Origin of the sequence: Hyalangium versicolor, from assembly GCF_020103695.1 — a bacterium.
Lineage (GTDB): Bacteria > Myxococcota > Myxococcia > Myxococcales > Myxococcaceae > Hyalangium > Hyalangium versicolor.
Map to the genome: position 1 here is coordinate 260,507 of NZ_JAHXBF010000009.1, position 11,822 is coordinate 272,328.

Annotated in this window: 6 protein-coding genes; 3 read left to right on the top strand and 3 right to left on the bottom strand. The window is 67.7% G+C overall.

The window, feature by feature from the left end:
- The first annotated feature begins 16 nt into the window (after positions 1 to 16).
- Complete coding sequence (locus KY501_RS20480; RefSeq protein ID WP_224364895.1) at positions 17 to 1,423, top strand: aldehyde dehydrogenase family protein; 1,407 nt, start codon at positions 17 to 19, stop codon at positions 1,421 to 1,423.
- Between the two features lie 37 nt (positions 1,424 to 1,460).
- Here KY501_RS20480 and roxA read toward each other — a convergent pair whose 3' ends face one another.
- From roxA to KY501_RS20495, 3 genes are all read right to left on the bottom strand, one after another.
- The gene (roxA, locus tag KY501_RS20485; protein WP_444881608.1) at positions 1,461 to 3,482 is read right to left on the bottom strand and encodes a rubber dioxygenase RoxA; all 2,022 of its coding nucleotides are present in this window, start codon (positions 3,480 to 3,482) and stop codon (positions 1,461 to 1,463) included.
- Positions 3,483 to 3,665: 183 nt separating this feature from the next.
- Entirely contained in the window at positions 3,666 to 5,186 is a 1,521-nt protein-coding gene (locus KY501_RS20490) for a hypothetical protein (protein ID WP_224364897.1), read from the bottom strand.
- A gap of 49 nt (positions 5,187 to 5,235) precedes the next feature.
- Positions 5,236 to 5,721, bottom strand: a complete 486-nt coding sequence (locus tag KY501_RS20495) for a ferritin-like domain-containing protein (RefSeq protein ID WP_224364898.1) — start codon at positions 5,719 to 5,721, stop codon at positions 5,236 to 5,238.
- 180 nt (positions 5,722 to 5,901) lie between these two features.
- Between KY501_RS20495 and KY501_RS20500 the strand changes: the two genes are divergently transcribed.
- Together KY501_RS20500 and KY501_RS20505 are read left to right on the top strand one after the other, a co-directional pair.
- Positions 5,902 to 6,210, top strand: a complete 309-nt coding sequence (locus KY501_RS20500) for a hypothetical protein (protein ID WP_224364899.1) — start codon at positions 5,902 to 5,904, stop codon at positions 6,208 to 6,210.
- Between the two features lie 281 nt (positions 6,211 to 6,491).
- Positions 6,492 to 11,798 (top strand): trifunctional serine/threonine-protein kinase/ATP-binding protein/sensor histidine kinase, encoded by a 5,307-nt coding sequence (locus tag KY501_RS20505; protein ID WP_224364900.1) that lies wholly within the window; start codon positions 6,492 to 6,494, stop codon positions 11,796 to 11,798.
- The last annotated feature ends 24 nt before the right edge of the window (positions 11,799 to 11,822 follow it).

The following is an 11,822-nucleotide window of genomic DNA, read 5'->3' on the forward strand; positions in this document are numbered from 1 at the left end:
ACGCAAGGAGAGTTCCATGGTCCAGAGCCCCAGCCGCCTCACCGACGCTCCGCCCTCGCCTGATGTGAAGGCGCTCGTGGAGAAACAGCGCGCCTACTTCGAGACCCGCACCACGCTCCCGCTCCAGTGGCGGCGGGAGCAGTTGCAGGCGCTCGACCGGGCGGCGCACAAGTACGAGGCGGAGATCCTCGCCGCCCTCAAGTCGGATCTCTCGAAGAGCCCCGAGGAGGCCTACCTCACCGAGGTCGGGAGCATCTACGGCGAGATCAAGAACGCGCTCAAGAACGTGAAGGGATGGATGAAGCCACGGCGGGCCCTGGCGCCCGTCGTCATCCAGCCGGCCCGGGCCTACCAGTACGCGGATCCGCTCGGCGTCACGCTCATCATCGCGCCCTGGAACTATCCCTATCAGCTGTCCATCGCTCCTCTCATCGGGGCGCTCGCCGCAGGCTGCACGGCCGTGTTGAAGCCCAGCGAGCTTGCGCCCGCCACGTCCCGCGTCCTCGCACGGATGCTGGGCGAGGCCTTTCCTCCCGAAGTCGTCTCCGTCGTGGAGGGAGGCGTGGAGGCCAGCAAGGCGCTCCTCGCGGAGCGGTGGGATCTCATCTTCTTCACCGGTGGAACCCAGGTGGGCCGGGTAGTGGCCGAGGCTGCGGCCAAGCACCTCACGCCCACCATCCTCGAGCTGGGGGGAAAGAGCCCCTGCATCATCGATCGGAGCGCGGACCTCGAAGTCACCGCGCGCCGCATCGCCTGGGGCAAGTACGTCAACGCCGGGCAGACCTGCATCGCGCCGGACTACGTGCTCATTCCCCCCGAACTCAAGGGCCGCTTCACCGAGTTGGTCCAGAAGGCCGTCCGCAGCTTCTACGGCAACGATGCCCGCGCCAGCAGCGACTACGGCCGCATCATCAGCACCCGTCACTTCGAGCGTATCTCCGCGCTCGCGGCCGACGGCAAGGTGGCTTTCGGCGGCGATCGTGACGCGGCCAGCCGCTACTTCGCGCCCACCGTCATCACCGATGCGCCCTTGTCCAGCTCGCTGATGCAGGAGGAGATCTTCGGCCCCCTGCTGCCCATCGTCGACTGCCCCAGTCTCGACGAGGCCATCCGCTTCGTGCGTGCGCGTCCGAAGCCGCTCGCCCTCTACAGCTTCGCGCGAGACGCCTCGGTGAACGAGCGCGTCCTGGCCGAGACGTCGAGCGGCGGAGCGGTCGTCAATGACGTGTGCGTCCACTTCGCCGTCGAGGGCCTGCCGTTTGGCGGAGTGGGCGAGTCGGGGCTCGGCGGCTACCACGGCCGGGCGAGCTTCGATGCCTTCAGCCACAAGAAGAGCGTGGTGAAGCGGCCCTTCGCGCTCGACGTGAAGCTCCGCTACCCGCCCTATGGCGGGAAGCTCGGCCTCTTCAAGCGCTTCATGTGACGGGCCCGCGGGCAGGCCCGTCGCACGCCCTCCCAACTCAGAGGGTCTTCATGTACTCGATGATGGCCCAGCGCTCGGTATCCGTGAGCGACTGGGTGAAGTCATGCCCGCCGTTGCCCAACCCGTAGAGGTACGAGTTGAAGATCATGCGCGAGCGGATCTGCTTCTGGGTGATGGGCGGCGGCGACTGGTAGGCGAGCGAGTTGTAGTTGGCGGCCAGGTTGGAGATGTTCGCGAAGAGGATGTCGGCCGTCGCGTACTCGTCGCTGCAGGGGAGGAACGGGTCGTTGAGGGGGCTGTTGCCGCAAGCCAGCGGCGTCACCTTCCAGCCAAGCTTCGCGAAGTCATACGACGCATAGCTCGTGTCGTAACCCGCGTTGGTCCCCAGCACGTTGCCGGAGGTCTGCTGGCGCTTCCACACCCTGGAGCGGTCGGAAGGCTTCAGCACCTCCCAGAGGGTGGGCACGCTGCCGTTATGGAAGTACGGCGCGGCAGCCCACGCGCCGTAGAGCGGCGGCGCGATGTAGCCAAACGGAGGCAGCCACTTGTTCGGTCCCTCGGGTGAGTAGACGGGCCCGATGCCGTTGTCGTAGGCGCTGCGCGGCACGCGCCGCAACGCGCTCGTGATCGGGTCGTCGTAGAAGGGCCCATGATCGGGGTGCTGGTCGTTGTAGGCCAGGAAGGACGTGTCCCAAGCCCGGCGCTTGCGCTCGTCCGCCATCAACTGCGAGCGCGCCGGGTCCGTCCGGATGGTCTCGATCGGCGTGATGACGCCGGCGATGCCCTTGAGCCGAGCGTCGGGCAGGTACGCCGAGTTGGCGGCATAGCGCGGAGAGTAGACGCCATGGCAGCTCGCGCAGGAGCCATTGCCTGGCGTCTTCGGGATGCTGGCATTCGCGCCGTTCGCCCAGAGATCCCGCTCGTGGAAGAGGACGGCTCCCTGCTCGGCCAACGTGGTGTTGATCGTCTGGGGGAAGACGGGGGGCGAGAGCGAGAGGAAGAAGTTGTCGTTGTCCTCGAACTCGGCGGTCAGCGCGCGACGCTCCGCCGCCGTGCGCTGAAGGTTCGCAACGCCGAACGCCATCTCCGAGCGGACGTTGTCCGAGGTGAGCGCGCCATCCCAGAACTGGCGCGTCTTGAAGGCGCGGTACCACCAGTTGGGCGCTCGGGACATGCCGCCCGCGTGGGTCGGGAAGAACTCGAGCAGGCTCGGCACCAGGGCCATCGAGTCCATGTCGAAGAGCGCGGGCAACAGGTCGACGATGCCGATGGCGTCACTCGAACCGCGGCCCACGCTCCAGGGAACGGGCGCGAGCAGGAGCGGCGTCTGCCACACCGTGGAACGGAAGGTGTCGGACTGGATCAGACCGGGATCGCTCGAATCGCTCGAGCGCCCCCACACGAAGCCCGCCTCCTGCTCGGTCCCCAGGCGCGAGTCATGGCAGCCCGAACAGGTCGAGCCGATATTGCCCGTGAAGCGCCCGTTCGCGTCCCGCTCTTGAATGAGTCCCAGAGGGAGTTGGCCACTGCCGCCATTGGTGAGGTTGGGGTTCTCCCAGGGCATCGGGTAGGGATTGCGGAACGGCGCCTTCGCCAGACCGAAGCGCTTGATGATCTGCTCGTCGAAGTCGGAGGGGCGGATCAGGTAACCCCAGAGCGTGAACATGTTGTAGTAGGCGAGCGAGTTGCCGAACGGCTGGAAGTAGGTGCGCGTCTCGATGTTCGAGCGGCCCCGGGCGACGCTCGCGCGGAACTCTCCGCACGTCTTCGGATTCGGAGCCAGGTTCGAGACGAACGGCGCCGGCGGGGTGTGCAGGTCCACCCAGAAAGCGTTGAACTGCACCGCCGTCCCCGGCTTGTTGACGCCCGGCACCACCAGGGTACGCGCGTCCACCGGCAACGGTGTTGAGTCCGCCTTCCCGTTGCAGGCCGCCGCGAACGGCGAACGGAGCGCCGTCGTGTCCAACAACGGCAAGGGGTCCGCCTCCGCTCGCGAAACAGCCATGGCGAGGATCAGGCAACTGGAAAACGACAGCGTACGGTTCCACCGCAGTCTCATGCGCGCAGCCCTCCATCAATTGTTGGCAGAGTGCCAACAAGAAAGTGTTTAGGCCTCAGGCGCTAGCGGCCTCAATACGCAGCGCGTCGTGGCGAGCTGCGAGTGCCGCTGGAAGACAGACAGCGTCAGGGATTCAGGACTGGAGCGCGGCGCGAGGCGTGGGCTCGCGCTTGATTCACTGCGTCAACGCCACGAGACGCGGGGGTTATCCAGATCCACCCGCGAGTGGACGGAGTTGTCATCCGCCCCGGGGCGACCCGTGCCACGGCGCACCGCCGGCAGCGAGGCCGTCACCGGCCCCACGTAGAACACGCCGTGGAAGCCGTTCTCGTCCGGGTCGTTCCAGAGGTGCACGAAGTAGCGGTCCCCGTTGTCCTTGCCCCGGGCTTCCTTCACCCCGCACTCGAGCTGCTCGCTCTTGGACGCCATGGCGCAGATCCACGCCGTGCCGCTGTTGTAGGCCATGTCCAACGCCACCGAGTTCTTCACCTGCGCGTGGATGAGTCGGCCCATGGGCTGGTACTGACTGTCCCAGGGCAGCCCCTTGCGGGTGCGAGGGTGGATGTTGCCCGACACCACCACATAGAAGCGCTCCGGGCTCTTGTGGATGAAGGAGAGCACCGTGTTGGCCATGGCCGTCTCGCGCTCCTGGCCCTGGACCTGGGGGTGGTCGAACACGAAGGCCTCCACGTCCAGCCCCTGGGCACGCAGGCGGCGCAGTTGCTCCAGCAGGTTGGCCACGGCCTCGCTGCCGCGCCCGTCCGGGAAGGGGTTGCGCCAGAAGGGCGACTCCATCAGCTTCAACCAGTCGTCGTCCGTGCCCGCACTGTGGATGAAGGTGTGCACCCGCTCCTGGTTCTCCACCGGCAGCTCCAGGCCCACCGTCACCGGAGTCCCGGACGAGGCCGCCTGGCACACGCCCTGGGCCACGAAGCGCGGCACCTGCTGCGTGCCATGCAGCTCCCCCAACATCAGCACCCGGCCGCGCTCCACCTGCGGGGGCAGGCCGATGATGGGCATGCCACACTCGATGCCCATCGCCGAGGCCGCCGAGCCGTTCGCCTTCGGCACCTGGACCGACATCTTCCCCACGCTCGGCGCCGCGTCCTTCAGCAGCAGCTCGTCCCTGACGCGGGCCACTTGCGGTGCGATACCGTGGAACACCTTCCACTCCATGACCAGATCGCGCTGGCCGTCGCGAGAGCCGGCTACGATGGCGTTCTCCCCGCGAGGCCTGCTGGCGAACGCGGCCTGGTCCTCCAGGCTGCTGTTCACCAGACCGCCCTCGGTCTCCGCGTCGTCGGCACCGCTCGCCTCTCCCCCCAGCGAAGGGTCCACGCCCCAACTGAGCTGCGAGCCGGCCTGGGCCAGCGTGTTGTTGGCGCTCCGGGTGATGCGGTAGATCCACAGCTTGCTGGTGCTCGGAGAGTCGCGCTTGCCCAGCACCATGTAGCGGTGCCAGAAGCCAGACACCCGCGAGCCGCCGAACTCCTCGCGCCACTCCGTCTCCAGGACGTAGGTGCCGGGATCCTCGCGGTAGGACAGCTGGTTGTCCCTGAAGTACTGCTGAACCGAAGGCCAGACCTCTTCGAGAGGCAAATCATAGATGGCCTCCTCATCGGGCATGCCCGTGCCGCCGTACCCCGTGGCACAACCGGCCAGCAGCCCCAAGGCCATCACTCCAGCGAAGAATTCCAGACGCATCCGAGCCCCCTCCCGGGAAAAGGGCATGTCTTCCCGGGAGCTTAAGGCATCAGGCCTGGATCTCGGAGCCGCCGGTGGCGGAGGCACCCTCGCGCAGCCAGGGGCGATTGCGGACGGCGTCGCGGATCCACGTCAGGTGCCGGTGCTCGTCCTCGCGGTTCTTCTGGATGAGCGAGCGCACCTCGGGGCTCCAGTCGAACTGGAGCGCCAGCTCATAGGCGCGGTTGGAGAACTCCTCGTTGCCGAGCATGGCCACCAGGGCAGCCTCGGTGCCCATCATGCTCGTCACCGCGGTCAGCCCGCGCATGGCGGTGCCCTTGAGATCGGGCTTGAGCTCCACGGGCGCGCCGCCGAAGCGTTGAATGAGCACGTTCAGGTCCTGCACGTGGCGGACGTGGTCCCCCCGGAAGTCATTGAGCCGCTCGCGCACCAGAGGCTCGGCCACGCGAGCGATGGCCGCGTCATACGCCCCCACGGCATCCGCATCGAGCTGGGCCAGGCTGCGCAGCTTCGCCACCTCGGACATCTCCGCCATGCTTCTACCCTCCTTGCAGATCCCGGCCAATCTGCGCGGGCTGTCCGCTGGCGCCAACCCACCGTGGAAGCACAGCGTCATCGCGAGGGAGGCCCGGCTGGGGAACAGCCGGGCAGGCGGCAGGTGCGAGCACTCGCGTCATGCCCACTTTTCCTCCACACCCACATCCGGAGGACGGGCATGAAGAACGAAGACGTAGCGACTTCGAGCATTGAGCAGGTGACGAAGCGGGTGCCTTCCGTGGGCTTCCTGGGGCTCGCGATCGGAGCCATCGGGTTGAGCGCGGCGCTGATGGTGCTGAACAAGAAGACGTGGGCCAACTTCGTGGGCCAGTGGGCGCCGACGATCCTCATCCTGGGCACCTACAACAAGCTGGTGAAGACGTTCTCGGCGCCCTACAGCGAGGATCAGCGCCTGGCGCATGGGAGCAATCCCTCCATCCTCAAGGGCACCGAGGAGCTGAACCGTCAGCCGCGTCCGCTGATTTGATTCGCGGCAGCGCAGGCTGGCACTCCCCCGCCCCTCTCCTCACCGGAGGGAGGCGGGGTGTTGTTTCTGGAGGGCTCTCTGGCTCCTAGCCTGCCCTGACTCCCAGTAAGAGTGGACCCGGATGGAAAAGTTCACCGAAGCGGACGGCACGTGGGTTGGCTCCCCGGCAGGGAACCTCTGGGAGCCCTCTTTGTGGACCCACCATCGTTAACAACCGAACGTATAGGCTGAATACCCCTGATGCAGTCCAAGCGACCGGTCCTCCGCAGGCGGCCCCACCCATGTTGAACATTCCAGGTTACAGGGTCCTCGGCACGATTCGAGGTACGGGCTCAAACGTGCTGTTCCAGGCTGTCCGTGAGGCGGATGGCCTGCCCGTCATCCTCAAGACCCCCATGGCGCCCACTCCGGGCCCCAACGAGAACGAGCGCTATCGGCGCGAGTTCAGCATCCTCCAACGGCTGCAGAACGTGCGAGGCGTGGCCCGCCCCTACGCCTACGAGCGGATCCACGAGCGCCCCGTGCTGCTGCTGGAGAAGGTGCAGGGCGAGTCCCTCTCCGAGTCCGTCGGCCAGCCGATGGATCCCTCGCGTTGCCTCACCCTGGCCATCTCCATGGCCTCCACGCTGGCAGAGGTCCACAGCCGCAACGTCATCCACAAGGACATCAAGCCCTCCAACATCATCCTCGAGCCCTCGGGAGAGGCGCGACTCATCGACTTCGGCGTGGCCACGCTCCAGAAGGTGGAGCACCTGGACGCGGCGCCCACCCACTTGATCGAAGGCACGCTGGCCTACATGTCCCCGGAGCAGACCGGGCGCATGAACCGGGCGGTGGACTACCGCACGGACTTCTACTCGCTGGGCATCACGCTCTACGAGTTGCTCACCGGCAGGCGGCCCTTCCAGGGCCGGGACGCGCTCGAATGGTTCCACGCTCACATGGCGCAGGCGCCGGTGCCGCCCCACGAGCTCAACCCCCGGGTGCCCCCCGCCCTCTCGGCCATCGTGATGAAGCTGTTGGCCAAGGTCGCCGAGGAGCGCTACCAGAGCGCCGAGGGGCTCAAGGCGGACCTCGAGCGGTGCCTGGAGAAGCCGGGCCAGAGCGCGCCGGAGCCCTTCACCCTGGGCGAGCACGACACGCCCAGCTGGTTCCAGCTCCCCCAGCGGCTCTATGGGCGCGAGGCCCAGGTCTCCACCCTGCTCCAGGGCTTCGAGCGCGTGGCCTCGACAACGCGGCCAGAGCTCATCCTGATCAGCGGCTACTCTGGCATCGGCAAGTCCTCGGTGGTGCACGAGCTGCACAAGCCGGTGGTGCAGCGGCGCAGCTTCTTCCTCAGCGCCAAGTTCGACCAGCTCCAGCGGGATGTACCGTTCGCCACCCTGGCGCAGGCCTTCCGAGGACTGGTGCAACAGCTGCTGGCCGGCACGGAGGAAGAGATTGCTCAGTGGCGAGAGCGGCTGAACCGGGCCTGGGAAGGCCAGGGCCAGGTGCTGGTGGAGCTGGTCCCTCAGCTCGAGGTGCTCGTGGGCAAGCAGCCCGCGCTCGCGCCGCTGCCTCCCAACGAAGCCCAGCACCGCCTCCACCGGGTGTGCCGCCAGTTCCTCCAGGTGTTCGCCAGCCCCGAGCACCCGCTGGTGGTGTTCCTGGATGACCTGCAGTGGGCCGATCTGGGCAGCCTTCAGCTCATCCAGCAACTGCTGTCGCAGGCCGTGACGCCGCCGGTGCTGTGGATCGGCGCCTACCGCGACAACGAGGTGAGCTCCGCGCACCCGCTGATGTCCGTGCTGGATGCGGTGCGCAAGGCGGGCACGCGCATCACCGATATCTGCCTGGAGCCCCTGAGCCTGAAGCACGTCGAGCTGCTCGTGGCGGACACGCTGCCCGGCGCGTCCCCAGAGGTGGTCCTCCCCTTGGCGGCGCTGGTGCACGAGAAGACGGGCGGCAACCCCTTCTTCCTCCTGCAGTTCATGGTGACGCTGAACCAGGACGGGCTGCTGGTGCGCACACCCGGCACCGGCTGGCAGTGGGACGAGGCGGGTGTCCGGGCCCGGGGCTACTCGGACAACGTGGTGGACTTCATGGTGGGCAAGCTGCGCCAGCTGCCCGCCGCCACGCAGAACCTGCTCCGGATGGCGGCATGCGTGGGCAATATCTTCTCGCTCCACCTGCTGGGCATCATCGCCGACCTGGGCTCGGTGATCGACGTGGAGCAGGGGCTCGAGCCCGCGCTCCAGGAAGGCATGCTCATGCGCGTGGGGGCCGACCAGCACCGCTTCCTGCATGATCGCATCCAGCAGGCGGCCTACTCCCTCAGCTCGGAGCAGGAGCGCAAGCACATCCACCTGCGCATCGGCCGGCTCATGCTGCGCAGCCTCACCCCCGAGCAGCTGCGCGAGTCGCTCTTCGACGTGGTGAGCCAGCTCAACGTGGGCATGGAGCTGATCGAGACTCCCGAGGAGCGACACCAGATCGCGCGGCTCAACGCCGAGGCGGGCGCGAAAGCCCGGGCCGCGGTGGCGATCCAGCCCGCCATCTCCTATCTGACGGCGGCCTTCACCCTCATCCCCGGAGACCCCTGGGAGACAGACCCCGCCCTGGCCTTCCAGGTCCGGTTGGCGCGGGCGCGCTGCGAGCTGCTCAAGGGCAACATCGCCGAGGCTCGCTCCTTGGCGGAGGAGCTCCTGGAGCGGGCGAAGAGCCGCGAGGACCGCACCGCCGCCCTCACCTTGAAGAGCCACCTCCAGCTCGCCCGGGGAGATGTCCAGGCGTCCGCCACCTCTGCCCTGGAATGCCTGGCGCAGCTGGGAATGATCCTCTCCCCCCACCCCAGCCACGAGGAGGTGGCCGCCGCCTATGAGGAGGCCTGCCTGTTGCTGGGCGACCGCTCCATCGAGAGCCTCATCGACCTGCCGCCGATGACGGATCCGGACGTGAAGCTGACCATGGAGGCGCTCTCCCTGCTGTTCAGCTCGGCCTACTCCTACGACCACAACCTGCTCATCGTCGACCTGTGCCGGATGATCTCGCTCTTCCTTCGGCATGGCTTCGCACCGATCGCGGTGCGCGGGTTGAGCTGGTTCGCGGTGATCACCAGCTCCTTCTTCAAGCGGTACCAGGAGGGCGAGGCCTGGGGCCGGCTCGCCTACGCGTTCGTCGAGCGCGACAACCTGAGCACGTACAGGCCCTCGATGCTGCTGAGCCTGTCCGCCGTCCTCTGCTGGACCCGGCCTCTCGCCGACGCCCATGAGTTCGCTCTCAGCGGCTACCAGCACGGGCTGCAGACGGGGGATTACGTCAGCTCCAGCTACTGCGCCGCCGCGCTCATCACCAACCGCCTGAGCATGGGGCACCACCTGGAGGAGGTGTACCAGGACTCGCTCGTGTACACCGACTTCCTGCGGAAGGCTTCCATCCGGGACGCGCAGGACATGGCCTTGTGCAACCAGCGCTATGTGCAGCAACTGCGCGGGCGCTCGCTCTCGTTCCACACGCTCGACGGAGACGGCTTCGAGGAGCAGGCCTTCGAGGCACGGTTGACGACGCAGCGCATGGCCAGCACGCGGTGCCTGTACCTGCTCACCAAGCTCCAGTCCCGCTTCATGTGCGGTGACTGGCGCGAGACGCTCGAGGTGGCGGACCGGGCGGCCGGACTGCTCCACTCGCTGCACGGCAACATCATGGTGAGGGAGTTCCACCTCTGCCGCGCCCTGGCCATGGCCCAGTGCTTCCACGAGGCCACCCCGGAGCAGCAGCAGCAGTACCTGTCGGCCATGCACCGCCATCATCATCAGCTGGCCGAGTGGGCAGTCCACTGCCCGGAGACTTTTCGCGCTCCAGAGCTCATGGTGTCCGCCGAGCTGGCCCGGCTGGCGGGGCGGTCGGATGAGGCGACGCGCGCGTATGAGGAGGCCATCCGTACGGCCCGGGAGAATGGGGCCCCTCAGCTCGCGGGGATGGCCTGTGAGCTGGCCGCCAACTTCTGGCGCACGCGGCAGGCCCCCATCGTCGCCCACGCCTTCGCCCGCGAGGCCTGGGCGTCCTTCCAGCGGTGGGGTGCCACCGCCAAGGTCCAGCACCTGGAGGCCCAGTGGCCGAACCTGGCCCCCTCCCCCACCACCTCGAGCAACGAGACCAGCAGCACGGACTCGACGCAGATCGACGCGCTCACGGTGGTCAAGGCCCAGCAGGCCATCTCCGGGGAGATCGAGCTGGAGCGGCTGGTGACGACGCTGCTGCAGGCGGCCGTGGAGAACGCCGGCGCCCACCGGGGAGCCCTGCTGCTGCCGAGCGGCGACACGCTCGTGGTGGCGGCCACCACGGGGGCCTCACCGGGCAGCGTGGCCCTCCAGCCGGGCGCGGAGGAGGCACGCGAGCTGCCGTGGACCCTGCTGTCCTATGTCCGGCGCACCCGCGAGCACGTGCTGATCGGCGATGCATCCAAGGCACACGCGTTCTCGGGAGACGAGTACCTGGCGCGCAGCGGGGCGCGCTCCGTGCTGTGCCTGCCGTTGATGAGGCAGGAGCAGTTCTCCGGAGCGCTGTACCTGGAGAACAACCTGGCCACCAACGCCTTCAGCCCTGCGCGGCTGGCGCTGCTGGGGCACATCGCCTCGCAGGCGGCCATCTCCATCGAGAACGCGCGGCTGTACGCGGACGTACAGAAGGCGAAGCAGGAGCTGCGGCAGGCCAACGACGAGCTGGAGCAGCGGGTGGAGGAGCGCACGCGGGAGCTGCGGCAGGCGCAGGCGCGGCTGGTGGACACGGCGCGCGCGGTGGGAATGACGGAGGTGGCCTCGAACGTGCTGCACAACGTGGGCAACGTGCTGACCAGCGCGGTGATCAACCTGGAGATGATGCAGCGGGCGGTGGGCAGCTCACGGGTGGGCAAGCTGAAGCAGGCGACGAAGCTGCTGCTGGAGAACCGGCAGGACCTGCCTGGCTTCCTGGCTCCTGGGGCCCGAGGCGGAAGCCTGCCGGACTACCTCGCCGCGCTGGCCGATGAGTTGATGAGCGAACAGACGCGCCTCATCGAGGACGTGGAGGCCATGGGCCGGCACATCGAGCACATCCGCGCCATCGTCCAGGTCCAGCAGACCTATGCCCGGACCTCGCTCATGGAGGAGGAGTGCGACCTGGGCCAACTCATCCAGGATGCGCTGCGCATCCAGATGCCGGCGCTCCAGCGCCACGGGGTGACGGTCCGGCGCGAGCTGTCGCCCGTGCCTCGGATGAAGGTGGACAAGCACAAGGTGCTGCAGATCCTCATCAACCTCATCAGCAATGCGAAGTACGCGCTGGACGCCGTCCCCGAAGCGGAGCGCCACCTGAGCGTGCGGCTGGGCGTGGAGGGGAGTTGGGTGCGCATCCAACTGGAGGATGACGGAGTGGGGATCGCCCCGGAGGTACGAGAGAAGCTCTTCTCGCACGGGTTCACCACGCGAAAGAACGGGCACGGGTTCGGGTTGCACTCCAGCGCGCTGGCGGCGCAGATCCTCGGGGGACGTCTCACGCTGGAGAGTGCGGGCCTGGGCAAGGGTGCCGTGGCCACACTGGACCTGCCGCTGCCTCAGCTTCCTCCTGCTTGAGGCAGCATCCCCGTCGTTCCGGCC

What these genes read in the sequence shown, in the direction of transcription:
- KY501_RS20480 (WP_224364895.1), top strand. Translation starts at nt 17, where the DNA reads ATGGTCCAGAGCCCCAGCCGCCTCACCGACGCTCCGCCCTCGCCTGAT.
- roxA (WP_444881608.1), bottom strand. Translation starts at nt 3,482, where the DNA reads ATGAGACTGCGGTGGAACCGTACGCTGTCGTTTTCCAGTTGCCTGATC.
- KY501_RS20490 (WP_224364897.1), bottom strand. Translation starts at nt 5,186, where the DNA reads ATGCGTCTGGAATTCTTCGCTGGAGTGATGGCCTTGGGGCTGCTGGCC.
- KY501_RS20495 (WP_224364898.1), bottom strand. Translation starts at nt 5,721, where the DNA reads ATGGCGGAGATGTCCGAGGTGGCGAAGCTGCGCAGCCTGGCCCAGCTC.
- KY501_RS20500 (WP_224364899.1), top strand. Translation starts at nt 5,902, where the DNA reads ATGAAGAACGAAGACGTAGCGACTTCGAGCATTGAGCAGGTGACGAAG.
- KY501_RS20505 (WP_224364900.1), top strand. Translation starts at nt 6,492, where the DNA reads ATGTTGAACATTCCAGGTTACAGGGTCCTCGGCACGATTCGAGGTACG.